Source organism: Streptomyces sp. NPDC006476 (genome assembly GCF_040612015.1).
Classification (GTDB): Bacteria; Actinomycetota; Actinomycetes; order Streptomycetales; family Streptomycetaceae; genus Streptomyces; species Streptomyces griseorubiginosus_B.
The window spans coordinates 43,401-65,985 of record NZ_JBEXPK010000045.1; the positions used below are offsets into that span (position 1 = coordinate 43,401).

20 protein-coding genes and 1 pseudogene are annotated in these 22,585 nt (G+C 70.7%); 14 read left to right on the forward strand and 7 right to left on the reverse strand.

What is annotated here, in order from left to right; translation table 11 throughout:
• Nucleotides 1–26: 26 nt before the first annotated feature.
• From ABZZ74_RS36770 to ABZZ74_RS36790, 5 genes are all read right to left on the reverse strand, one after another.
• Nucleotides 27–2,072 (reverse strand): RICIN domain-containing protein, encoded by a 2,046-nt coding sequence (locus ABZZ74_RS36770; protein WP_356772520.1) that lies wholly within the window; start codon nt 2,070–2,072, stop codon nt 27–29.
• A 94-nt stretch (nt 2,073–2,166) separates the two neighbouring features.
• Nucleotides 2,167–3,687: an alpha-N-arabinofuranosidase gene (locus ABZZ74_RS36775; protein ID WP_356772522.1), complete on the reverse strand. Its 1,521-nt coding sequence runs from the start codon at nt 3,685–3,687 to the stop codon at nt 2,167–2,169.
• 57 nt (nt 3,688–3,744) lie between these two features.
• Nucleotides 3,745–4,647, reverse strand: a complete 903-nt coding sequence (locus tag ABZZ74_RS36780) for a carbohydrate ABC transporter permease (RefSeq protein ID WP_356772524.1) — start codon at nt 4,645–4,647, stop codon at nt 3,745–3,747.
• The gene (locus ABZZ74_RS36785) at nt 4,644–5,627 is read right to left on the reverse strand and encodes a sugar ABC transporter permease (protein WP_356772526.1); all 984 of its coding nucleotides are present in this window, start codon (nt 5,625–5,627) and stop codon (nt 4,644–4,646) included. Before ABZZ74_RS36785 ends, ABZZ74_RS36780 begins: the two co-directional genes overlap by 4 nt.
• A 98-nt stretch (nt 5,628–5,725) precedes the next feature.
• The gene (locus ABZZ74_RS36790) at nt 5,726–7,078 is read right to left on the reverse strand and encodes an extracellular solute-binding protein (protein WP_356772528.1); all 1,353 of its coding nucleotides are present in this window, start codon (nt 7,076–7,078) and stop codon (nt 5,726–5,728) included.
• A 601-nt stretch (nt 7,079–7,679) separates the two neighbouring features.
• Here ABZZ74_RS36790 and ABZZ74_RS36795 point away from each other — a divergent pair.
• From ABZZ74_RS36795 to ABZZ74_RS36815, 5 genes and pseudogenes are all read left to right on the forward strand, one after another.
• Nucleotides 7,680–8,726, forward strand: a complete 1,047-nt coding sequence (locus ABZZ74_RS36795; RefSeq protein ID WP_356772530.1) for a LacI family DNA-binding transcriptional regulator — start codon at nt 7,680–7,682, stop codon at nt 8,724–8,726.
• Between the two features lie 51 nt (nt 8,727–8,777).
• A pseudogene (locus tag ABZZ74_RS36800) lies at nt 8,778–8,885 on the forward strand (VapC toxin family PIN domain ribonuclease); the annotation flags it as partial.
• A gap of 391 nt (nt 8,886–9,276) precedes the next feature.
• Nucleotides 9,277–9,837, forward strand: coding sequence for a DUF5994 family protein (locus tag ABZZ74_RS36805; protein ID WP_356772532.1), 561 nt, complete (start codon nt 9,277–9,279; stop codon nt 9,835–9,837).
• A 196-nt stretch (nt 9,838–10,033) separates the two neighbouring features.
• Entirely contained in the window at nt 10,034–10,306 is a 273-nt protein-coding gene (locus ABZZ74_RS36810; protein WP_356772534.1) for a hypothetical protein, read from the forward strand.
• Between the two features lie 460 nt (nt 10,307–10,766).
• On the forward strand, nt 10,767–12,506 hold the full coding sequence (locus ABZZ74_RS36815) for a SpoIIE family protein phosphatase (protein WP_356772536.1): 1,740 nt from the start codon (nt 10,767–10,769) through the stop codon (nt 12,504–12,506).
• Between the two features lie 25 nt (nt 12,507–12,531).
• Here ABZZ74_RS36815 and ABZZ74_RS36820 read toward each other — a convergent pair whose 3' ends face one another.
• Nucleotides 12,532–13,044 (reverse strand): hypothetical protein, encoded by a 513-nt coding sequence (locus ABZZ74_RS36820; protein WP_356772538.1) that lies wholly within the window; start codon nt 13,042–13,044, stop codon nt 12,532–12,534.
• 1,077 nt (nt 13,045–14,121) lie between these two features.
• Here ABZZ74_RS36820 and ABZZ74_RS36825 point away from each other — a divergent pair.
• Complete coding sequence (locus ABZZ74_RS36825) at nt 14,122–14,517, forward strand: DUF5994 family protein (protein WP_356772540.1); 396 nt, start codon at nt 14,122–14,124, stop codon at nt 14,515–14,517.
• 318 nt (nt 14,518–14,835) lie between these two features.
• On the opposite strand, the gene ABZZ74_RS36830 is transcribed toward ABZZ74_RS36825, so the two are convergent.
• Nucleotides 14,836–15,315: a DUF5994 family protein gene (locus ABZZ74_RS36830; RefSeq protein WP_356772542.1), complete on the reverse strand. Its 480-nt coding sequence runs from the start codon at nt 15,313–15,315 to the stop codon at nt 14,836–14,838.
• A gap of 898 nt (nt 15,316–16,213) precedes the next feature.
• Between ABZZ74_RS36830 and ABZZ74_RS36835 the strand changes: the two genes are divergently transcribed.
• The 8 genes from ABZZ74_RS36835 (at nt 16,214) to ABZZ74_RS36870 (ending at nt 22,558) form a co-directional block, all read left to right on the forward strand.
• Nucleotides 16,214–16,468, forward strand: coding sequence for a hypothetical protein (locus ABZZ74_RS36835; RefSeq protein ID WP_356772544.1), 255 nt, complete (start codon nt 16,214–16,216; stop codon nt 16,466–16,468).
• 194 nt (nt 16,469–16,662) lie between these two features.
• A complete protein-coding gene (locus tag ABZZ74_RS36840; protein ID WP_356772546.1) occupies nt 16,663–17,199 on the forward strand; it encodes a DUF5994 family protein in 537 nt (178 codons plus the stop codon).
• A gap of 447 nt (nt 17,200–17,646) precedes the next feature.
• Nucleotides 17,647–17,991: a hypothetical protein gene (locus tag ABZZ74_RS36845; RefSeq protein ID WP_356772548.1), complete on the forward strand. Its 345-nt coding sequence runs from the start codon at nt 17,647–17,649 to the stop codon at nt 17,989–17,991.
• A 783-nt stretch (nt 17,992–18,774) separates the two neighbouring features.
• On the forward strand, nt 18,775–19,254 hold the full coding sequence (locus tag ABZZ74_RS36850; protein ID WP_356772550.1) for a DUF5994 family protein: 480 nt from the start codon (nt 18,775–18,777) through the stop codon (nt 19,252–19,254).
• Nucleotides 19,255–19,498: 244 nt separating this feature from the next.
• A complete protein-coding gene (locus tag ABZZ74_RS36855) occupies nt 19,499–19,837 on the forward strand; it encodes an ATP-binding protein (RefSeq protein ID WP_356772552.1) in 339 nt (112 codons plus the stop codon).
• A 152-nt stretch (nt 19,838–19,989) separates the two neighbouring features.
• Nucleotides 19,990–20,442 carry a DUF5994 family protein gene (locus ABZZ74_RS36860; RefSeq protein WP_356772554.1) on the forward strand — a complete coding sequence of 151 codons (453 nt, stop codon included), beginning with the start codon at nt 19,990–19,992 and terminating at the stop codon, nt 20,440–20,442.
• 237 nt (nt 20,443–20,679) lie between these two features.
• Nucleotides 20,680–20,883, forward strand: a complete 204-nt coding sequence (locus tag ABZZ74_RS36865; RefSeq protein ID WP_097266693.1) for a cold-shock protein — start codon at nt 20,680–20,682, stop codon at nt 20,881–20,883.
• Between the two features lie 178 nt (nt 20,884–21,061).
• On the forward strand, nt 21,062–22,558 hold the full coding sequence (locus ABZZ74_RS36870; protein ID WP_356772556.1) for a DEAD/DEAH box helicase: 1,497 nt from the start codon (nt 21,062–21,064) through the stop codon (nt 22,556–22,558).
• The last annotated feature ends 27 nt before the right edge of the window (nt 22,559–22,585 follow it).

Below are 22,585 nucleotides of genomic sequence, written 5' to 3' on the forward strand. Positions count from 1 at the left end.
CGGCCGTGACCGAGCCCCCTGGCGGATCAGTTGACCCGTACGACCTGCCACAGTTCGTCATCGGCGCCGTTGTCCGCCGACTGGACGATCAGTGCGCCGTTGGCCGTGGAGGCCGAGGCGACGTCCGCGACCAGGCCGCTCGCGGAGTTGACGAGCTTGAAGTAGCCGCCTCCCGCGTCCGTGAGCGTCCACTTCTGGGAGCTCGCGCCCGACGACGAGTTCTGGACGACGGCCGCGCCGGCCGAAGTCGCGCCGTTGTTGTCCAGGAACAGACCGCTGTTGACGTTCTTCACGGTCCACGCCCCGCCGCCGGCCGACTGGAACGTCCACAGCTGGCAGTTGTTGGCGGTGTTCACCCACTGGCCCACCTGCTTGCCCACCGTGGTGGAGGCGCCGGGGATCTCCAGGAACTTGCCGCTGTTCTTGTTGACCAGCCGGTACTGGCCGGTGGACAGGGTGGGCAGGGCGGTCTGGGTGAGGTTCCAGCGCTGGCAGGCGCAGCCGGTGTCGGACCACTGCCCGGCGGCGGTGCCGACGGTGGTGGAGGCGCTGGGGATCTCCAGGTACTTGCCACTGTTCCGGTTGGTGGCGGTGAAGCCGCCCGCCGGGTTCGAGGCGATCGCCCACTCGTGGTCGAGGGTGCCGTTGTCGTCCCACTGCAGGACCTTGGCGCCGTTGGCGGTGGACTGGTTCTGCACGCCCAGGACCTTGCCGCTGGCCATGTTGAAGATCTTGAAGTAGCCGGAGGTCTGCTGGACGAACTTCCACTGCTGGTCGGTGGCGTTGTCGGCGTTCTGCTGGGTGGCGTTGACTCCGTTGGTGGTGGAGCCGCCCACGATGGTCAGCATCAGGTGGCTGTTGGCGTTGGACATGGTGTAGGTGGCGCCGTCGGAGACGCCGCCGCCCAGGTCGATCGTGCCGTAGGTGACCGGGTTGAGGCCGGTGCTGGTGAGGTGGCCGCCGCTGAGGACCAGCAGGCTGTGGCCGTCGGCGAGCGGGAGCAGGCCGCGGCTGTAGCCGCCGGGGACGGTGGAGGCGATGCGCGTCCAGGTGTTCGCGGCGCCGTTCTGCGTGTTCAGGAACAGGTCGTCGCTGCTGTTGGCGCTGACCACGAGGGTGCCGTTGGCGCCACCGGTGGGCAGCCAGGTGATGTACGGGGAGCTCTTGGGCTGGGTGCCGTCGGTCGCCTTGAGGGCGATGCCGGTCGCCGAGCCGAAGGCCTCAGGGTCGGAGGAGATTTTGTAGTAGACGGCGAAACCGCCCTCGGGGGCGCCCCAGAACTCGTACGTCATCACGTAGTTGCCATTGGGGAGCTTCGCGACCACCGGCATGCCCGGACGGTCGCTGTAGGTCGAGGTGGCGACGTCGTTCACCACGGAACCCCAGGTCAGGCCGTCCGTGCTGACCTGGTGCACGATCTTCTGGCCGTTGTTGGGGTCACGCTGGTCGGAGTAGTACACGATCAGCTTGGAGCCGGAGACCATCAGGAACGGCTCCCAGACCGGCGTCTGGCCGTTGGTGGGGTCGGCCTTGCCGCCGGTGGCGATGGTGCTGACGTACGACCAGCTGGCGCCGTGGTCGGTGCTGGCGTACAGGTCCAGCTCGGTCGAGGACAGGTCGCTGGGGATGGAGTTGCCGGCGGCGAGGATCGTGCCCGCCGGGAAGTTGCCCACGGCGGTGGGGAGTTCGTACAGGAACGGCTGGTAGCGCATGCCGAAGCCGTTGTGCGTGTCGGTGATGCTGGAGATCTGCGTCCAGCTGTTGCCGTTGTCCGTGCTGCGGTAGATCGGGAAGACGGGGGTGCCCGAGCTGTACTGCTCGAACGTGGCGAGCAGGGTGCCGTTGGACGATCCGCTGTTCTGCAGGCGGATGGCGCGCGGGTAGAGCGAGCCGGGCGACGGGGCGTTCGACGGCGGGGTGTACATCGTCTGCGAGGCGCGCGAGATCGCGTGCGCCGGGCCGGCGGCGGGCAGGACGAGGGCGACGGCGGCTGCGAGGAGGGCCAGCAGCAGGGTGATCGCCTGGGTGCGGGGCAGGGCGCGGAGTCTGGCGCCTTCCCTGGTGGTGGACATGGGCGGCTCCCAAGGAATGTCCGGGAAGAGGGGGTGGTGCGGGGCCCGCCGCTGTCCGGGAGAACGAGGAGCGGCGGGTGTCCGAGGGGGTGGGTCAGGCGGCGCGGCGCAGCCGGATGACGTTCCAGGAGACCGGCGGCAGGCTCGCGGTCAGGCGGCCGTCGGCGACGGGACCGGTGTCGGCGGCGTACGGCCGTACCCGGTCGGGGTCGTCCTGGGTGTTGGCGGCGCGGATGTCGGGGTCGCTCAGCACCGAGTGCTCGACCGGTGTGTAGCCGGGGAACGCCCGCAGGTCGAGGGCGAGTTCGACGTTCTCGCTCTGGTGCCGGTTGACGGCGAAGACGGTGAGCTCGTCGGCGCCGTCCGCCTCCGCGAGGTGCGTGGCCACGGCATCGACGACGGAGACCTCGCCGAAACGCTCCGTCTCATACGTCGGCGCCAGCGGCTCCACCCGCAGGACCGTGCCGCGCGCATGGCGGGCCGCCTGGGCGAAGGGGTGGAAGGTGGTCTGCCGCCAGCTCGGGCCGCCCGCCTCGCTGCGGATCGGGGCGATCACATTGACGAGCTGGGCGAGGCAGGCGGCGGTGACCCGGTCGCTGTGCCGCAGCAGGCTGATCAGCAGTCCGCCGACGACGACCGCGTCCGCGACGTTGTACTCGTCCTCGATCACGCGTGGGGCGACGGCCCACTCGGTGGGCTTCTCCTGCGCCTCGAAACGGGTGTTGTACCAGACGTTCCACTCGTCGAAGGAGAGGTTGATCCGCTTCTTGCGGCGCAGCTTGGCCCGGATGTGGTCGGCGGTGGCCACCACCGAGTCGACGAAGTGGTCCATGTCGACTCCGGAGGCCAGGAAGCTGCCGAGGTCGCCGTCGAGCTCCTCGTAGTAGGCGTGGCAGGAGATGTAGTCGACCTGGTCGTACGCCTCCTCCAGGACGGTGGCCTCCCAGGCGCCGAAGGTCGGCATGGAGGAGCTGGAGCTGCCGCAGGCGACCAGTTCGAGCTTCGGGTCGATCATGCGCATCGCGCGGGCGGCCTCGGCGGCGATGCGGCCGTACTCCTGGGCGGTCTTGTGGCCGGTCTGCCAGGGGCCGTCCATCTCGTTGCCCAGGCACCACATGCGGATGCCGAACGGGTCCGGGGCGCCGTTCTTGATCCGCTGGTCGGACCAGGCGGTGCCGCCCGGGTGGTTGCAGTACTCCAGCAGGTCCAGGGCCTCCGCGACACCCCGGGTGCCGAGGTTGAGGGCCATCATCGGCTCGACGCCGGCCTTCTGGGCCCAGCGGTGGAACTCGTGCAGGCCAAACGCGTTGGTCTCGGTGCTGTGCCAGGCGAGGTCGAGGCGGGTGGGCCGTTCGGCGACCGGGCCGACGCTGTCCTCCCAGCGGAAGCCGGAGACGAAGTTGCCGCCGGGGTAGCGCACGGCGGTCACGCCCAGCTCGCGCACCAGGTCCAGGACGTCACGGCGCAGGCCGTCCTCGTCTGCAAGGGGATGGCCGGGCTCGTAGATGCCGGTGTAGACGCAGCGGCCCATGTGCTCGACGAAGGAGCCGAAGGTACGGGGACTCACGTCGGCGACGCGGAAGGCGGGGTCGACGGTCAGGGAGGCGTGCAGCATGAAGGTCGCTCCGGGAGGTGCGCAAGAAGAAGAGGAAGAACGGGCGGGCCCGTCAGGTCACTTGAGGCTTCCGACGGTCAGACCGCCGCGCCAGTACCGCTGGAGGAGCAGGAAGGTGACGATCAGCGGCAGGATCGCCACCAGGGAACCCGCGATGACCAGGGTGAACAGCGCGTTTGCGCCGGACTGGATCATCGCCCCCTCGTACCAGGACTGCAGGCCGACGGTGAGCGGGAACAGCCTGTCGTTGTTGAGCATCACCAGCGGCAGGAAGAAGTTGTTCCAGGTGCCGACCATGGAGAACAGCAGCACGGTCACGAGCGCCGGCTTCAGGGTCGGCAGCGCCACCGACCACAGCACGCGCAGCTCGCCGGCCCCGTCCATGCGGGCCGCCTCCAGCAGCTCGTCCGGCAGGGACTCCTGCACGTAGACCCGCACCAGGTAGACGCCGAAGGGGTTGAGCAGCTGGGGCAGGATGACCGCCCACATGGTGTTGGTCAGCGCCACCTTGCTCAGCAGCAGATAGGTGGGGATGGCCAGCGCGGTGGCGGGCACCATGATGGCGCCGAGGAGGCTGGAGAAGAGCAGGTTCCGGCCGGGGAAGCGGTACTTGGCGAAGGCGTAGCCCGCGAGAGTCGCCACGGCGGTGGCGCCCACCCCGCTGACACCGGCGTAGATCGCGGTGTTGCCCATCCAGCGCAGGTACTCGCCGCCGTTGTAGGTGAACAGCTGCTGGAGGTTGGTGAAGAAGGAGCCCGGCGAGTGGAACCAGAGGGCGGCGGTGGAGAACAGCGCGTCGTTGCCCTTGGTGGCGGCGACGACCAGCCACCAGAACGGCAGCAGGAAGTACAGGATCATCGCCACCATCACCACGTTGACGGTGACGCGTCCACGTGCGGCGGACGGACGACGGCCGGTGGCCGGGGCGGCGGTTACGGCGGGTGCGGCGACGGTGGTCACTTCAGTCCGCTCCTCTTGCGCGTGGCGAACAGGAAGATGTAGGAGCCGATGAAGACCACCGCTCCGAGGGAGAAGGAGATGGCGGCGGAGTAGTTGAACTCCGAGTACTGGAACGCCAGGTTGTAGGCGTACAGGTTCGGCGTGTAGTCGGGGGTGATCACCGAGGAGGCGGTCTTCTCCAGGACCCGCGGCTCCGTGAAGAACTGCAGGGTGCCGATGATGGTGAACATCAGCGCGAGCACCATCGCCGAGGAGATCATCGGGATCTTGATGCGCAGGGCCGTCTGGAGCTGGCCGGCGCCGTCGAGCTTCGCCGCCTCGTAGACCTCGCGGGGCAGGCCCTGGAGGGCGGCGTACAGGACGATCATGTTGTAGCCGGTCCACTGCCAGGTCACGATGTTGCCGAGCGAGGTCAGCATCAGGCCGTGCGACAGCAGGTCGACCTTGCCGAGGCCGAGCGAGTGGCTGATCGAGTTCACCGGGCCGAAGGTCGGGCTGTACAGGAAGCCCCACATCAGCGCGCCGATCACCGCGGGTACGGCGTACGGCATGAACAGGGTCATCCGGAACACCTTGGCGAGCCTGCTGGTCACCTCGTCGATGATCAGCGCCCCGAGCAGGGCGAAGCCGAGCATCACCGGGATCTGGACCACACCGAAGACGACGACTCTGCGCACGCCGGACAGGAACTGCGGGTCGGTGAAGGTCTGCTGGTAGTTGGTGAACCAGCTGAAGTGGTCCCCGCCGACCAGGGTGGAGGTGCGCAGGCTCAGCCAGAAGGCGTAGCACAGCGGGGCCACCAGGAAGGCCAGGAAGAGCAGGAGGAACGGGCTGACCAGCAGCAGGCCCATGCCCTTGTGCCGGGTGCGGGCGGACAGCCCGCCGGGGCGCCGGCCCGCCACGGGAGTGCGAAGTCCCCTCGCGGGGACGGCACTTGGCGGTGCCGTCGCGGTGGATCCCTGCTGTCGGAGCAGGCTCATCACTTCTCCTTGCGCGTGGTGCGGGCCCCCGCCGGCGGCGGAGCTGTCAGGCGCGGGCGCGCCGGCGGAGGCGGTGGGGAGTCGGGGACCCGGGCCGGTTACTTGCTGACCTTGAATCCCTGCTTGGCCGCGTAGGAGGTCACCTGCTGCTGGACGTTGTCGTTGACGGACGACCAGGCGGTCTGGCCCTGGAGGGCCTTGCCCACCTCACTGGTGTCGGTGTTGTAGGCGTAGTCCTGGAACGGGCTCCAGTCGAAGGAGCTGATGCCGTTCGCGGCGGGCACGAACACCGAGTTGATCTGCTGGCCGCCGAAGAAGTCGTACTTCTTGGACTTGAAGTACGCCCCGTTGAGAATCGGGTTGGACAGCGGGAAGAGGTACGCCTGGTCGATGCCGATCTTCCAGGCGGCCTGGGAGGTGCCGAAGAGCTCCCGGGCCACCTCGGTGGCCTCCTTCGGGTGCTTGGTCTGCGAGGTCACCGAGAAGCTCGAACCGCCCCAGTCGCCCTGGGCGCCCGCGCCCGCGGTCCACTGCGGCAGCGGGGCCACGCGCCACTTGCCGGAGGTCTTCGCGGCGACGCTGGAGAGGTAGCCCGGGCCCCAGCCGGCCGCGAGGTAGGTGGCGTACTTGCCGCTGCTGAGGCCGCTGTAGAAGTCCGTGGTGGCGTACGACTGGGTGTCGACCAGCTTGTTCTTGACCAGGTCGCCCCAGTACCCGTACACCTTCTTGGCGTTGTCGTCGTTCAGCTTCACGCCGATGTCCGGCAGCTTGCTCGCCGAGTACGTGTAGGGGCGGGAACCGGCCTGCCACATCAGGCCCTGGCGCCAGCCGGCGGCCGTCTCGTCGCTGCCGAAGTCGGTCATGTAGGCGCTGGGGTCGGCCTTGTGCAGCTTGGCCGCCTCCTCCTTGTACTCCGCCCAGGTGGTCGGCACCTTGAGGTTGTACTTCTTGAAGAGGTCGGCCCGGTACATCATCGCCATCGGGCCGCCGTCGACCGGGATGGCGTAGACGTGGTCGCCGTCGGAGGACTGGTTCCAGGCCCAGGACACGTACTTGTCCTTGTCCGCGGCCGCCCCGTACTTGCCCATGTCGAGTAGGCCCTTGGTGAGCTGGATGGTCGGCAGCTCCTGGAACTCCAGCATGACGACGTCGGGGGCGCCCTGGCCGGCCTTCAGCGTGGTCTTCAGCTTGGTGTACTCGTCCTGGCCCACACCGGCCTGCACCCAGTCGACCTGGACGTCCTTGTGGGTCTTGTTGAACTCGGCCACGACCTGCTTGAACTGCGGGTACCAGGCCCACACCTTGATGTGCACGGGGCCGCTCTGCGCGCCGCCGGCGCTGCCGCCCCCGCCGCCGCAGGCCGCGAGGAGGACGCCGGCGAGGGCGGCGGAGGTCGCCGCGACCGTGGTCCGGCGGACGGAACGGCGCTGGGGCTTTCTGCTGGACGACATGAGCGATCTCCTGGGTGTGGTGCCCGAGGGCAGGACGGAGTACGAAGTACGGGAGGTGAGGGGAGGTGCGCCGGGCACACGGAGGACCGGCGGGAAGGCGGTGAACGGGGTGAGGGCATGCGGCATGCCGGCTCGGGTGAAGGGCGGGCGGTTCGGACGCGAGGCGCTCGGGTGTGCTGCCCGCCTACGGATGCCGGCGGGCGGACGTCGGTTGACGCGGGAGGGTGGGCGTGCGTGACGTCGATGAAGGGGGGAGAGACGGCTCGGTGATCAGCGCGGCGGGCGCGCCGGGAAACGGTTCAGACCGCGGTGAGTAAAGAGTGATGCCCCATCAGGACGGGTGCGGCTCCCGGCCCGTGAGAAGTTGCTGGTCCCACTGCGGCTCCTACTGTTCATCCCCGTGATCGCTCTCGGGGATCCGGTCCGTGGCGCGGTGACGTCACGGACCCTGGGAACTTGATCCGCCGGATCAAGCCTTTCTGCTACGCTCTGCAGCGCTGCAAAAGTGTTAACCGAGAAGTTGCCGCGCTGCAAGAGCAGAGGTGCTCTCTTGGGGGAAAAGTTTCAGCGCTGAAACCGACATACGGGATGAAGGTGGCATATGGCAAAGGGCGTCACACTCCGCGACGTCGCGGAGCTCGCCGGCGTCTCCAGCCGGACCGTGTCCAACGTGGTCAACGGCTACGCGCCCGTCGCCGAGGCCACCCGGGTCCGGGTTCAGCAGGCCGTGGACAAGCTCGGCTACCGGCCCAACGTGCTGGCCCGCAACCTCGCCGCCGGGCGCTCGGGCCAGATCGCGGTGGTGGTGCCCTACCTGGACACCCCCTACTTCGCCGAACTGCTGCAGGGCATCATCCGCGCGGCCCGCGTCCAGGGCTACAACGTGCTGATCGACCAGACCGACGGCGACGCCGAGCACGAGAAGCTGTTCCTCAGCCGCGGCTCCCAGCACCTGCTCTTCGACGGCGTCATCTTCAGCCCCCTCGGCCTCGCCCAGTCCGACCTGACCGAACGCGACCCGAGCCTGCCGCTCGTCGTGCTCGGCGAGCGGGTCAGCGACGGCGGCTTCGACCATGTCGGCATCGACGACGTCGCCGCCTCCCTGGAGGCCACCGAGCATCTGCTCGGCCTCGGCCGACGCCGCGTCGCCGCGATCGGCGACCAGCCGTACCGCACCGGCGAGGCGGCCCAACTGCGCACCCGGGGCTACCGGTTGGCCCACGAGCGCGCCGGCCTGCCCGTCAGCGAGGAACTCGTCGTCTCCACGCCGCGCTTCAACCGCTCCGACGGCGCGACCGCGATGGCCCACCTGCTCGACGACCTGGAGGAACCGCCCGACGCGGTCTTCTGCTACAGCGACCTGGTGGCCCTGGGCGCCCTGCACACCCTGGCCTCCCGCGGACTGCGCGTCCCCGAGGACATCGCCGTCGTCGGCTACGACGACATCGAGGACGGCCGCTACTCCAATCCACCCGTCACCACGGTCTCCCCGGACAAGAAGATGATCGCGGAGACGGCGGTGGAACGGCTGCTGAAGCGGATCGGCAGCTCAACTCCCGTGCCGGGCAGGGAGATCCGGGCGCCGCACCGGCTGATTCCACGAGCCAGCACCATCGGGCGACAGGCGGCGGCCACTGACCGATCGTGAGCATGCAGCCGGTGCGGAGGCCGGTACTTACGGACTGTGAGCATCCGGGCGGCCGAGGTGCAGGGGCTGACTCTTCTGCACCCGGACCGGGGCTTCGAGTGCATCGCCGCGGTCACCGGACAAGCGCTCCAGTGGTACGGCCCAGACGCCGGGAAATGAGCCGGGCCGCCTTTGCTGTTCCGAGAAGCCACCCCGACGGGCAGCCATCTGCGCAGGTCAGAGCCGTGAGGCACATACAAGCGCCATCGCCTCCCAAGCTGAGAGCGCGAGTTCGATTCTCGTCACCCGCTCATTTTGAAACCCCAGGTCAGTGGCCTGGGGCTTGCGTATTGGTGAGCCGTTGCTGCGCCAGCCGCGGCCGACCGGCGGCGCTTTCCGGCTGAGGAGCTGTTCGAGCTGCGGCACGCTGTCCCGTCCGCTCGGCTCCTTCGGGGAGTAGCGTGAACTCACCGGGAGCATTTCGCACCTCGGCCCCGATGCCGGTGTCGTTCCCGGTGAGCGACGACGCCGGGCCGCTGCCCGCACGGCAGTCCGGAGACGGGTTTACGCCATGTCCGCGACCACCTCTCGTCCCCCGCTACGAGCCGTTCCCTTCAGGGCCCCGACGGCGCGCCTCGCGCTGAGGTCCGAGGGGTCCAAGGGCCCATCCGCAGGGCGCGCCGAACTGGACGGCGCCTGGTGGCCCCGTTCACGTGACCTGCCGGGCGAGCTCTCCGCCTTGGCGGACGTGCTGGATCCGCTGTGGGGGCGGATCACCCGTGTCGCGCTCAACCCCCGCCACTGGCCGGTCCTCCCGCCCAGGCTCGTCGTCAACGGCCATGTCGTGAACGTCGGTTTGTTCACCTCTGAGCTGGATCGGCACCGGATCGTTCTGCTTTCCTACTCCGCGGGCCGCTGGAACCTCCTCGTGATCCCCCCGGAGACCGACGCCCCCTCGGCCGCACGGCTGATGGCCACCGCGAGCGCCGACGCCGGCCCGTCGATGACCGCGACCGCGCACATGACGGCGGAACGGGCGCACCACGGGAGCAGGGAGGGGGCCGGGAAGGACGGAGGCGGTGCTGCCCTCTCGTCACACGGCCGGAGTCAGCGGCGCGCTGTGCGGATGTGAGGACGGGTTCTCTCCACGGCCAGAGGCGGAGGCCCGACGAAACCGCTGGTCGTGGGCCCGGTTCGTGAGCTGCTCGTGGGCAGGTCCTCGTGGCCCGGCCCGGAGTAGAGTGAATTCCCGGGAGTCAGTCGGTGACCTGCGGCCTTCTCCCTGCCCGGGGCGACGCGTTCGGAACCCGGCACGAGTGGCGGCGACCATGGCAACACTGCACGAGCGGAAGACCTACCGCGAAGCGATCATGAAGACCCTTTACGAGGGCATGGAAGGCAGCGGCCTCCCTGACGTCTCCGGGGCCAGGCTGCGTGACGATCTGGCGATCCCCGAGCAGGATCTGGCCGCAGCCTGCACCTATCTGGTGGAGGAAGGGCTCGTCACGGTCCGCTGGGCCCATGGAGACACACCTGCGACAGTCATGCTGACGCATCAGGGAATACGGCTCATGGAGGCCGAGGAGGAGGACCACGGCTGACCGGAGTGGGTACGCCGAGGCCGTCGCACCGCCGGGGGAACGCGCAGCAGGAGCACGGCACGATCCGTTAGGCCGACGTCCGCGACTGGCTCGACCATGACGTGGTCGCCCCCGGCGCAGGACCGGCATCGGCATGACGTACCGGCCGGGAGCAGGCGGCGGACGACCTGAGCCGTCTCCTGGCAATGCGGCTTCGTGCTCTTCGTAGCCGACGTGGCCCTCTTCGCGATGCGGCTGCCTGCGCGCCCTGCGGCGTCCCGTCCGCTGACGGCGGCAGTATGCGGATGGCCGCCGGTGAGGAGGGCACGCGGCACGGCGGAGACGGACGACCAGGTCCTCGTGCCGGCCATGCGAGCGGGTTCCTCACAGGGGACCATGGGGTGACAGAGGTGTCGGTTTCCCTGATGCTGATGCGCCCGCGGCCTTCGGAGGGAGGCCGCCATCACTGGAGGGCGGCGTAGTGCTGAATGCGGTGCCCGGTGCGGGAGGTGAGGAGCCGTCGCGGCCGGCGGCAGGCGCGTCGGGTTTCTGGCGTCAGGTCGTCGAGCAGCTGAGCACGGCCCTGATGGTGGTCGATCCGGCCGGACGGATCCTCGCCGTCAACCCGGCCGCCGAACGGCTGCTGGGCCGAGCCGCCGCCGCGATGCGCGGCAAGGACGCGCACGAGTTGCTGCACCGGGACACGGACGGCGGCGCACTTCTGCGGGAGCAGTGCCCGCTCCTCCATGCGCTGGCCACGGGAGCCGCCGCGCGCGGTGAGGGCGACAACTATCTGCGCGGTGACGGGCGCCTGGCCACGATCTCCTGGTCCGCTTCCCCTCTCACGGTCGGCGGCTCCTACCAGGGCATGGCCGTGCTGTTCACCGACATCACGGGCGACCGCAGCGCGGGCCGGGAACGCGCGGCCTACACGAGTGCTCTGGAGGACCTCACCGAGCGGCTGACGCTGGTCGCGGAGATCACCGACGTACTGGGCCAGACCCTGGAGACCGACGAGGCCCTCGCCCGGCTGGGCCGCCTGCTGGTTCCCCGCCTCGCCGACTGGGCAGCGGTGGACCTCCGGACCGGTTCCGGGCAGGTCCACCGGGTGGCGGTGACCGGTCCCGCGGGCCGGGCTGCCGGGCTGGAGGGCGGGCGCGAGCGCCTTCCCGAGACGGGGGCGGCTGACCGCTCACCTCTTGTCCAGGTGCTGCAGGGAGGCGATCCCGTGCTGCACAACGAGCGGGACACGGCGGAGACGGCGGCACCGCCCGTCTCTCCCCTGGCTGCCGTCCACAGCCACTTCCTGCAGACGGTGCACGCGACGTCCGCCATCACGGTCCCGCTCGGCTCGAAGCAACAGCTCACCGGCGCCCTGACGCTGGTGCGCACCGACCCGGCGCACCCCTTCGACACCGAGGACCTGGAGGTGGTGAGCGACATCGGCCGCCGGGTCGGCCTGGTCATCGACAACGCACGGCGGTTCGGCCGCCAGCGCGCCGTCGCCGAGGCCATGCAGCACAACCTGCTCGCCCCGCTGCCCCAGCCCGGCCGCCTGCAACTGGCCGCCCGCTACCAGCCCGCCCCGGCCGGTTCCCAGGTCGGCGGCGACTGGTACGACGCGTTCGAGCTGAAGGACGGCACCCTCATGCTGGTCATCGGCGACGTCGTGGGCCACGATCTGACCGCGGCGGCCGGGATGGCGCAACTGCACGGCATCCTGCGCGCACTGGCCTGGGACCACACCGGGCCCCCCGGCGCCGTCGTCGACCGTCTCGACGACGCCATGCCCGCCATCACCACCGTCCCCATGGCCACCCTCGTCCTCGCCCGGGTCGAAGGCCACCCGCCCGCCGGACCGTGGACACTGCGGTGGACCAGCGCCGGACATCCGCCGCCCCTCCTCCTGACCCCCGGAGGACACGCGCAGTACCTCGAAGCCGGACAGGGACTGGTCCTCGGCGCACCCGTGGGCACCGGCGAGGGCCGGCCGAACGCCACACAGCCCCTGCCACCGGGCTCCACCCTGCTGCTCTACACCGACGGCCTGATCGAGATCCCCGGCAGCGACCTCGGCACCGGCCTGGACCGGCTGTGCCGCCATGCCCTGACGCTCGCCCACGCGCCACTGGACACGCTGTGCGACCAGCTGCTCGCCCGTATGCCGCCCGGCAGCACCGACGACGTGGCTCTGCTCGCCCTGCGTCTGCCGACGCCGTGACAGAGGACGGGTGCTGGGACGGTGTTCAGGCTCCGAGGACAAGAACACGGAACGGGCCGCGCGGGAACGGGGACGTGCGAGGCGCGTCGGCTTCGACGTACCGCCACCCCCAGGACCGCAGCGCTTCGGCGGCCCTGCTGTCGGAGCGGCTCACCAGCATGACGCCGAGCGCGGCGCCATGGTCGGTGAGCAGCCGCTTCTGCAGGCGCCGGGCAAGGTTCCAGGGACGGTCCTGGTTCTCTCTGCGCACCTGGGGCGGAACGAGTATCACGGAGATCACCAAGAGGCGTCCGGAGGCGGCGGCGCGCAGCAGGCTCCCGGGAAGGTGTCCGTCGAGCCCCTCCCACCAGGGCCCGTCGCCGCGCACGGGGAAGCCGTAGGCGCATCCGGTCAGCTCGGTGGACTCCGCGATCACCAACTCGAATCCCGGTCGTCGCACATCTGCCGCCAGCCGTCGCAGGAAGGCGCTGCGGGCCTGGTTCCACGCCCAGGGGCCGCCGCCCGAGGTCTGCGCGTACAGGTCGCCCAACTCCCCCATTCGATCCTCGACCTGACCTCGGGTCAGCTCACGGACACGCTCACCCGCGCGTGGCGACGAGCCTCGCTCCGGCCCCGGCCGACGCTGCTTGCGGGCACCTCGCCGGTCCGAGCCGACGTGTCCCCCGAGGAGCCCGGTGGTCGTCGGTGCAACCGGCACGTTCACGGTCATGGGTCCGGCCCTGCCCCCGGGCACGGACGAACCCGGCCCGGTGTCGTCGCTCGCCGAGGGCGGCAAGGGTGTCGGAGCCGGTGCGCGAGGAACTCTCGGTGTCTCCACCGTACTCCCGGCTGCGCATGCCCCGCGGTGGACGCTGCGGCGGGCGGTGCCCAGACCGGTGGGGCGGTTGCAGCGGGGCCGTCTGCCGCCGCCGGCCGGGACAGCACCGCGCGACGGAGTACGGTGGAAGGCACTGAGGGCATGTCGCACACCGGCTCCCGCGCCGGTCTCGTCCTCGGCGAGACACACTCGCCGGTAGACCCGCTGAACCCCGGGGTCTCCCGAGACAGGCCGGCATGATGACCTCGGCCCCAGAACCCTTCACGGCTCTCCCACAGCGCTCCTCGGCGCCTCTTTCCTCCCCTCCCTCCCGGCCTTCTCGCCCCTCCCGCCTCCGCCCGAGCGGGCAGCCCGGCGCCGCGCGGGGCCTTTCCGCCACCGGCTCGCGGCCGGAGCCCGACCCGCGCAGGACCGTCCTGCTGTTCTTCACCACCGGCGCCGTCGCCCCATGGCACAGCGGTCCGCTGTACCCGGCCGACTGACCGTCAGGACGCGACCGCGCTGGACACCCCCTTGGCATGGCTGCGTTCCTCGTGCTCACCGCCGACGGAGCGGCCGCCGACGCCACATCACCGCCGGAGAGCCTCACGACCACCGCGACGGCGTCGGAGGACGGTGCCGACCCCGTGGCCGGCACCGGGCCACGCACAAGAGGCCGGCCGCCACGAGGCGTTGAGGCAGAGTCGCCCGGCTCACGGCACTGGCACGCATACAGGGGACGGAGCCGACATCGATGCCGGAGTCGACCGCCGCGCCTGACCCGAACCAGCCGCTCCACCAGCACCTGAAGGAACCCTCATGACCACCACAGCGCCACGGCTCCCGCCCACCAGCCCTCACCTCCGTCTGCGCCTGGCACCCGGCAGGCCCCTGCCGCGCCGCCTCGACGGCGTGTGGTGGCCCCGTTCCTACGACCTCCTGGCGGAGCTTCCGCAGTTGCTCGCCGGGCTGCCACCCGCCTGGGGGCACATCGCCGGCATCACCGTGAACGGAGCGGCCTGGTCCGCGGCACCGGGCCGGATCGTGTGCAACAAGGTCGTACGACTGCGCAAGGCCGTCGCGCGGCATGCCCTGGACACCGTGGTCCTGGTCGCCCCCGGCCACGGCCGCTGGGACCTTCTGGTCGTGCCGCCCGACACCACCGAGGAGGATGCCGAGCCGCTCATGACCGGCGCGCTGAGCTCACCCGCCTGACATCGGCGGGCTCGCCGGGCGCCCGCGCAACCGCGCAGGACGCCGGGCAGCGGACGCTTCCCGCGGGGCCCGTGCGACGGGCGTCGACAGGCGGCCGACACCGCCGCACAAGACGCCCTCACCGACACGTGCAACCGCTCCCGAACACCCGCGGCCCACTGGCGCTCCGCCGCGCCGAGCAGCCCGGATCTGCCGACTCCGCAGGAGTGAGGCACTCGTCCGGCTCCGGCGCACTGTGCAGGAGCACGACGTCCGGACGAGCGGAGGCTTCCGGCCCGCGGTCCCGGGGCGGCTCTATGGTGGCGGTGAGGGTGTCCCTCAGGGCGCCGCGCTCCCGGTCCCGGTGTCGATGAGGATCTGTTCCGCCCGGGTGACGTTGCCGGGCAGCACAGCCTGGGCCATGGCGGCGTGCGCGGCCTCGGGTGTCGCGTTCGGCGGAATCACCAGCAACGAGAAGACGTCCTCTTCCCCCCGGGTGATCAGAACAGTGTCGTCACCGACGGCGAAGGAGTCGATGTGCACCACACGGTCGTCGACGACGATCCGCGTCGGGAGCCCTTCCCAGCCCACGGCATCCAGCCCTACTCGGGTGACGGGACCGAGGTGTTCGGCGAGGGCCGTCACGAGGGCGGGCAGCTCGGCACCGATGTCCCGGGACCGCGGCCACCACGCCCCGTCGAGGATGCCCTCGCGTGACTTCGTCGTCTTCAGTCGGAGCAGTGCGCTCCCGGGCCGCAGGTCGGAAAGATCAGCACTGGGCAGATGCCGTGAACCAGGGGGTGTGTCGGAGTCGACCATGACGAATCTGCCCGTCTTCGAGGTTCGGCGTCTCCGGCGAACACGGGATCGGAAGGTGCCTTCACCACGTTACTCCGCGTGGTGAAGTGAAACCGCTTCTCCGGCGGCGGGATCACCGGGAAGGGCACCACAGAAAACCTGGATCCCGTGAAGGTCGTTCCATGCCAAGAACTGTCGTCCTCGCGATTCCGCTCCGGCATCAGCGACCCGGGCGGGAGACCCGCGGTCTGGGATGTGATCACGATGGACAACCCGCTGAACGGCACACCCGTACGCACCGGAGTGCACACGGTCCCAGGACGAGAAGACAGGGCGCTCGCCGCCGCGCGGTCCCATTGAAGGCACGATTCTGCCGTCCGCTGTCGCAGCCGGACGGCAGGAGCGGGCGGACGAATTGAACGACGGCTCACTGCCGAACCGGCACGCGACGCGACCTCCGCCCACCGTGTCCCCGAACGCCTCCAGCCGAAACGCCCACGCCCAGGACTACCGCCACCGACGGTCGAGCGGAGCTTCAGAAACGGGCGGAGCATCGGATACAGGCACTCACGCTCACCGGGGGTGACCCGATGTCGACTGAAGGCAGTCGGCCCACGGGGACCGACGGCCCCGTTGCGCAGCACGCGGACAGCGCCGTGCCGCCCCGTCGACAGAGCGCGGTGGCCTCGCTCGTACGACCCGCCGACCGAACCCCCCTCGCTGCTCGCCGGACTGCCGCTCGCCTGGGCCACCTGGTCAGGGTCCGGGTGAACGGCACGGCGTGGTCCGACGCTCCGGGCCGGATGCCCGTCTGCAACCAGGCCGTACGACTGCGCAGGACCACCGCGAGGAGGGGCGGAGCGCCGGAGTACAGTCGAAGATCCGGTCCACTGATCCGTGACGAGACGACGAGGTCGCCATGCAGCAGCCCACGGAAGCACCCCGGGAAGGGCATGCCGATGTACGCATCGTCGCGACCTCCCCCGAGGTCGCCCGGCGCGTCGCGGAGGTGCTCCGTCGTTGCTTCGCGGCCACCGAGCAGCGCAGCTATCCCGCGGGCGCGGGGGGAGGAACGCGCCTCGAACTCGTCGTCGACACAACGCGGGCGGCGGAACCGGCGCGCTCCTGGCTGGAGACCAGCCGGTCCCCGGAGAAGGATCGCGGGAGCGAGTGAGGCGACGGCCGGGAGCGGTCCGTTCGGCCTGTTCGGGGAGTAGCGTGAGGTCATCGGGAGCATTTCGCGCACCGGCCCCGATACCGGTGTCGTTCCTGGTGAGCAACGACGCCGGACAACTGCCCACGCGCAGGGGTCCGGAGACGGGTCTTCGCACGATGTCCGCGACCAACGACCGTTCTCCGCTGAGCGCCATGCCCCTCAGGGCCCCGACCGCACGACTCGCCCTCAGGCCTGTGAGCTGCCCTCCTCCGGGATACGTCGAACTGGACGGCGCCTGGTGGCCCCGCTCACGCGACCTGACAGAGGAACTCCCCCCGCTGGCCGACGTACTGGACCCGCTGTGGGGCCGGATCACCCGGATCGCCGTCAATCCCCGCTACTGGCCGATCCTTCCGCGAAGGATCTTCGTCAACGACCACGTGGTGAAGGTCGGTTGGTTCACCTCTGAGCTGGATCCGCACAAGATCCTGCTGCTGTCCGGAACGGCGGGCCCCTGGGACCTCCTGGTGATTCCCCCGGAGACCGCCGATCCCTCGGCCGCCCGGCTGATGGCCGCCGCGAGCGCAGGCATCGGCCCGCGTTCGACCGCGTCCGCCCTCATGGCGGCGGAACAGCCCGACGGCACTCCCTCGTCGTACGAGGCCGGGCCGCTCGGGCGGGCCGACTGGCGGCGGACATGTGACGCCGCGCTTCCCGCTCCGGCCGTCAGCGCCCCGGTGGCTTGGTGAGCCTCCGGGCAGCCCGTGACGGGCCGGGGCGGACGTGACCGCCCGCGGCCGCCGACATGAGCGGTTCCACGACCTCCTCGGTCGTGTCCGGCGGCACGACCGGCAGGTTCCGGGGCCCCGGACCGGGGCGAGCAGGACGAGGGCCCTGATGGATGGGCGGTGTGCTGGAGACAACCTGTCAGGCAGGCACGAAGCACCCTCGTTCGCCGGCGCGGTACTCCCCGTGCCGGCGAACACCCGGATAGCTCTGATCAGAGTCCCCGGGCAGGGTGCGCTCGGCCGGCGCCACGTTGACACGGATCGTCGCCGGACGTAGACCGACAAGGCGGCGCAGGGCCGTGAAGGACGGGCCGACCGGGTTCCCGGCAGCCTGAAGCAGGCCGCCGGGAAGGCCAGAGGCGTCTTCCGGCGGCGAACCCCATCACAACGGGAACGGTGCATACGACGATGTACGACCAGACACGCGCCCAGCAGCCCGCCGACCGACCCGCCGGCCTCGGCGAGCGCCGCTCTCCGGGCCCCGACCCGCTGATCCCGTCCGATGGACGGGACAAGGTCGTCCGGCGTCTCGGACACGCCGTGAACGCCTTCGCGGACGCACCGCGCGAGGCCCTGGAGGAGGCCGAGAGCGCCCTCGACGAAGCCACCGAGGCGCTGCTCGAGGCCCTCAAGGAACGGCGACGCGTCCTGCGCGCGGGCTGGCAGGACCAGGACCCCGAGACGCAGTCCACCGAACTCCGGCTCGCACTGCGGGAGTACCGGGAGATCACCGGGCGGCTGCTGCGGGCATGAACCGGGCGGCTGCCGCGCGCGCAAGCAGCCACGGGGCCGCCGACGCGATGGCGTCCCGCCGGCTGGTGCAGCCGATCAACGGACCGGAACGCGCAGGTCACGCCGGGGACTTCGCCGGACGGGCACTCCCGGCGCCCGGCCGGGGCACTTCGCGTGCCGCACCTGAGCGGAGATCATCGCGATGCGGGTGGCGGAGGGCACAACGCGTGATCGCTTGCACCACCTCGCGGGACGCGACCGCCGGCGCAAGCGCCTTCCGACGGCCGCCGCCGGTCGTCCGATCCTCGGCGGCGGCCGTCTGAGACTCCCCGCGCGGCCGAATCCCCCTTCACGGGCGCGCGATCGGGAGCCGTGTGCCCCGCATCGGACCGTGCGACGGCACACGGGAGGCACCGCGCCGGTCTCGCGACGAGGGGAAGCAGGACTGGGTGAGCACAGGAGCCAGCCCACAACGGGCAACGAAAGCCGACTGCTCTGCAGAGGCTGCGAAGTGGTCTTTGCCCAAGGGCTGGGGGCACAGGCAGCCACCGGGCTGCCGAACCGCGTGCGTTGCGACGGAATCCTGTGCACGGCGGAGTACCGCAAGACTAGGCGGACTCACCCCGGGTGAGAACCCCTGCGAGCGATGGATAATCTCTCGGACGGCCCGGCTGTCGACGCACCGGGGCGGAGTAGCGTGGAACGAACCGGGAGTTGCTCGTACGCCGGCTGCCCGTCGGCGTCGTTCTCGGCGCACCACGACACCGGTCCGTCGCACGGCGGCCCGGGGACAGGGACCGCGACATGAACGCGCCCACCGGTCAACGCGCCATGCCCGACCGGATACCGCCCTCCTCGCTTCGGCCCGCCCGTCTCACCCTGCGCCCGCCGGCCTTCCCGCCCGGCCCCGTGAGCGGCGCCTGGTGGCCCCGTTCCGACGACTTGCAGGCCGAACTGCCTGCGCTCATCGAGGCGTTCGACAGGTCGTGGGGGCGTGTGAGCCGTGTGGCCGCGCACCGCAACGCCTGGCCCCAGGCACCGTGCGAGCTGCCGGTCGCCGGCCACACGGTGCGGGCCGCGTGGTTCACGTCCGGGTTCGACCCGCACGCCATCCGGCTCTTCGCCTATGGCGTCGGACGCCGGGACCTCTTGGTCGTCCCGCCCGGTACCGGGACGGCCACGGCCGGGCGACTGATGACGGCCGCCGCCGATCCCGCGCTCCGCCTCACCGCGAGCGCGCTCCTTCAGGACGCGGGAGGAAGTCGCCCGGCGCGTGACATGTGACCTTCACGGTGCCGCGCCGACGACGCCCGGTCCGTCCGCTTCCGGTTGGCGATCACCTGCACGGGGCATCAGCACCGGGCAGGCCCGGCGGGGGAGAACATGCCGCGGACCGGCGAGCGGCCACGGCCATGGTGGTCGGGTGGCCCAGGAGGGGAAGTGATCCGCCATGCGTACGCATCGGCGTACCCATCGGCGTTCCGCAGGAGTTGAGTACCTGCTGCCCGACGAGGCCGAATCGGCGGGCATGGCACGCAAGTTGACCTCGCAGTTCCTCGCCCGGAGCGACCACCGGAGGGCGGGGCTCGGCGCCGAGCACATCGATGACGCGACCCTCATCGTCTCCGAGTTGGTCACCAACGCCACTCGGCACGGCGGCAGCTGCCGTCTACGCCTGCACGTGTCGGACACCCAGGTGACCGTCGAGGTCTACGACGGCAGCCCCGGCCGACCCGGCGTGCGGCCGTTGACGACCTGGGGTGAGAGCGGGCGGGGCCTCGCCATGGTGCGGTGCCTGGCACAGCACTTCGACATCGATCCGGTCGACGGGGGCGGCAACAGAGTGCGCGCGGTGCTGGCCCTGTGACCGGCCCGGGTGTCACTCCTCGGCCCACTCCTCCCCGTCCGGGCGTACCCTGAGCGTACCGAGGGCTATTCGCGCAGCGCGACCGGCGGTGCCGTTCCCGGACGAGTGACGAAGCGGGCAGCCGTCCTCGGCTCCCGGGACGGGACCGCACGATGGAACCCAGCAGAACGCCGGCCGAAGGCCCAGTCGCGGACTGCGGGCACACCTACCGCATGCCCCTGCCCCGCCTGGCCCTCACCCCGGAAGTGAGCCACGGCCCGCTGGACGGAGCATGGTGGCCACGCTGTGACGCCCTGGAACTGGAACTGCCCTCGCTCGTCGCCGCGTTGGAACCGGACCCGGGCAGCACGGTACGCATCACCGTGGACGCCGCCCAATGGCCCGACACACCGCACACGGTCATGGCGCCCGGCCAGGTGATCGCCGTGGACGTGACCGGATCCGCAGACGAAGCGCACGTCATCACCCTGGACTGCGACACGGTAGGACGCTGGGTGCTCCTGGTGGTCCCGCCAGAGGAGCCCGCCGACACAGCCGCCCGTCTGATGGCCGCCGCGGCCGACCCCGCCCTCCACCTTGGCGCGAGCACGCTCCTGGCCCGCTGAGGGGGCACATATCTGTCGGCTCGAAGGGAGAATTAGGCACGTGGCGCGGGGAATATTCCCCGCGCCAACCGTCTGAGCGGAATTATTCGCGGCACATCATCGAGCATTACGTGCTACTGTCGATTCAGGTTGCAGTTGTGGTTGCCAAAGGGTTCATTTTCCGACGGGCAGATCATCACGGCGACACGGAGCACGCACAGGGCGAACTCCGAGCACCGTTTCCGAAGGAGAAATGACATGGTTACCGGCACTGTGAAGTGGTTCAACGCCGAAAAGGGCTTCGGCTTCATCGCGCAGGACGGCGGCGGCGCCGACGTCTTCGCCCACTACTCGAACATCGCCACCCAGGGCTTCCGCGAGCTGCAGGAAGGCCAGAAGGTGTCGTTCGACATCGCGCAGGGCCAGAAGGGCCCGACCGCCGAGAACATCGTTCCGGCCTGACCACGGCACCGAAGCATACTTCGCAGCTGGGGCCCGCACCTTGGGGTGCGGGCCCCAGCTCGCTGCATTCTCAGGGAAAATCACCTCTGTCGTCTCCTGCTCGTTCTCGCAATTCTCTGCGCCGTTCACCGTGCTGCGGGAATTCCTTGACACGCGCCCGCATCGAGGAAGGTTCCGCATGAACCGAGCACGCCCTTCACGCGCTCAACACACCCGTCGAACCACACGCGCCACCCGCCCCCACGACCGTTTCGAGGAGTCTGCTGACTCTGCCGCAAGCCGCTCCGGCGCTGCGCGCCGCCCCAAGGGCAACGGAGGCCGACAGGCCGCACCCCGCGGCGAGTTCACGCTGCCGAAGACGGTCGTGCCCGCACTGCCCGCCGTCGAGTCGTTCACCGAACTCGCCCTGCCGGCGCCGCTGCTGGCCGCGCTCGGCCACGAGGGCGTGACCGTGCCGTTCCCGATCCAGGCGGCGACCCTGCCGAACTCCCTGGCCGGCCGTGACGTACTCGGCCGTGGCCGCACCGGTTCGGGCAAGACCCTCGCCTTCGGCCTCCCGGTGCTGGCCCGTACGGCGGGACGGCGAGCCGAGCCGCGGCGGCCGCTGGCCCTCGTCCTGGTCCCCACCCGGGAGCTCGCCCAGCAGGTCACCGACGCGCTCACCCCGTACGCCCGTGCCGTACGGCTGCGACTGGCCACCGTGGTCGGCGGGATGTCGATCGGCAGGCAGGCGAACGCGCTGCGGGCCGGGGCGGAGGTCGTCGTCGCGACACCGGGGCGCCTGAAGGACCTCATCGACCGGGGCGACTGCCTGCTGGGCGAGGTCGCCGTGACCGTCCTGGACGAGGCGGACCAGATGACCGACATGGGGTTCATGCCCCAGGTCACCGCGCTGCTCGACCAGGTGCGTCCCGGGGGCCAGCGGATGCTCTTCTCGGCCACCCTGGACCGCAACGTCGACCGGCTGGTACGCCGCTATCTGACCGACCCGGTGGTCCACTCCGTCGACCCGTCGGCGGGTGCCGTCACCACGATGGAACACCACGTGCTCCATGTGCACGAGGCGGACAAGCACCGCACGACCACCGAGATCGCGGCGCGGGACGGCCGGGTGATCATGTTCCTGGACACCAAGCACGCGGTGGACCGGCTGACCAGGCACCTCCTCGGCAGCGGTGTCCGCGCCGCCGCCCTGCACGGCGGCCGGTCCCAGCCGCAGCGCACCCGGACCCTCGCGCAGTTCAAGAGCGGGCAGGTGACGGCGCTGGTGGCGACCAATGTCGCGGCGCGCGGCATCCACGTCGAGGGCCTTGATCTGGTGGTCAACGTGGATCCGCCCGGCGACCACAAGGACTACCTGCACCGCGGCGGCCGTACGGCGCGCGCCGGTGAGTCCGGCAGCGTCGTCACCCTGGTGACGCCGGGCCAGCGCCGCGAAGTGAGCCGGTTGATGGCCTCGGCCGGCATCGCCCCGACGATCACCGCGGTGCGCTCGGGAGAGGCGGAACTGAGCCGCATCACCGGCGCCCGGACCCCGACCGGCGTCCCGGTCGTCATCACCGCGCCGCCCGCGGAGCCGCCCCGGCGAGCCGCGGCCCGTACTTCGGCCTCGGCCCGAGGCCGTCGAGGGCGCGCCGCTCGGGGCGGGCCCGCGGGACAGCGCCGCGCAGCATGACATGTCGCGGGTCCGTCGCCGACCGGC

Bases quoted from the DNA above. Each gene is read 5' to 3' on its own strand.
- ABZZ74_RS36810 (WP_356772534.1), top strand. From the start codon at position 10,034: ATGGCAACACTGCACGAGCGGAAGACCTACCGCGAAGCGATCATGAAG.
- ABZZ74_RS36840 (WP_356772546.1), top strand. From the start codon at position 16,663: ATGCCCCTCAGGGCCCCGACCGCACGACTCGCCCTCAGGCCTGTGAGC.
- ABZZ74_RS36845 (WP_356772548.1), top strand. From the start codon at position 17,647: ATGTACGACCAGACACGCGCCCAGCAGCCCGCCGACCGACCCGCCGGC.
- ABZZ74_RS36835 (WP_356772544.1), top strand. From the start codon at position 16,214: ATGCAGCAGCCCACGGAAGCACCCCGGGAAGGGCATGCCGATGTACGC.
- ABZZ74_RS36850 (WP_356772550.1), top strand. From the start codon at position 18,775: ATGAACGCGCCCACCGGTCAACGCGCCATGCCCGACCGGATACCGCCC.
- ABZZ74_RS36865 (WP_097266693.1), top strand. From the start codon at position 20,680: ATGGTTACCGGCACTGTGAAGTGGTTCAACGCCGAAAAGGGCTTCGGC.
- ABZZ74_RS36830 (WP_356772542.1), bottom strand. From the start codon at position 15,315: ATGGTCGACTCCGACACACCCCCTGGTTCACGGCATCTGCCCAGTGCT.
- ABZZ74_RS36805 (WP_356772532.1), top strand. From the start codon at position 9,277: ATGTCCGCGACCACCTCTCGTCCCCCGCTACGAGCCGTTCCCTTCAGG.
- ABZZ74_RS36820 (WP_356772538.1), bottom strand. From the start codon at position 13,044: ATGGGGGAGTTGGGCGACCTGTACGCGCAGACCTCGGGCGGCGGCCCC.
- ABZZ74_RS36855 (WP_356772552.1), top strand. From the start codon at position 19,499: ATGGCACGCAAGTTGACCTCGCAGTTCCTCGCCCGGAGCGACCACCGG.
- ABZZ74_RS36775 (WP_356772522.1), bottom strand. From the start codon at position 3,687: ATGCTGCACGCCTCCCTGACCGTCGACCCCGCCTTCCGCGTCGCCGAC.
- ABZZ74_RS36860 (WP_356772554.1), top strand. From the start codon at position 19,990: ATGGAACCCAGCAGAACGCCGGCCGAAGGCCCAGTCGCGGACTGCGGG.
- ABZZ74_RS36795 (WP_356772530.1), top strand. From the start codon at position 7,680: ATGGCAAAGGGCGTCACACTCCGCGACGTCGCGGAGCTCGCCGGCGTC.
- ABZZ74_RS36825 (WP_356772540.1), top strand. From the start codon at position 14,122: ATGACCACCACAGCGCCACGGCTCCCGCCCACCAGCCCTCACCTCCGT.
- ABZZ74_RS36870 (WP_356772556.1), top strand. From the start codon at position 21,062: ATGAACCGAGCACGCCCTTCACGCGCTCAACACACCCGTCGAACCACA.
- ABZZ74_RS36770 (WP_356772520.1), bottom strand. From the start codon at position 2,072: ATGTCCACCACCAGGGAAGGCGCCAGACTCCGCGCCCTGCCCCGCACC.
- ABZZ74_RS36790 (WP_356772528.1), bottom strand. From the start codon at position 7,078: ATGTCGTCCAGCAGAAAGCCCCAGCGCCGTTCCGTCCGCCGGACCACG.
- ABZZ74_RS36785 (WP_356772526.1), bottom strand. From the start codon at position 5,627: ATGAGCCTGCTCCGACAGCAGGGATCCACCGCGACGGCACCGCCAAGT.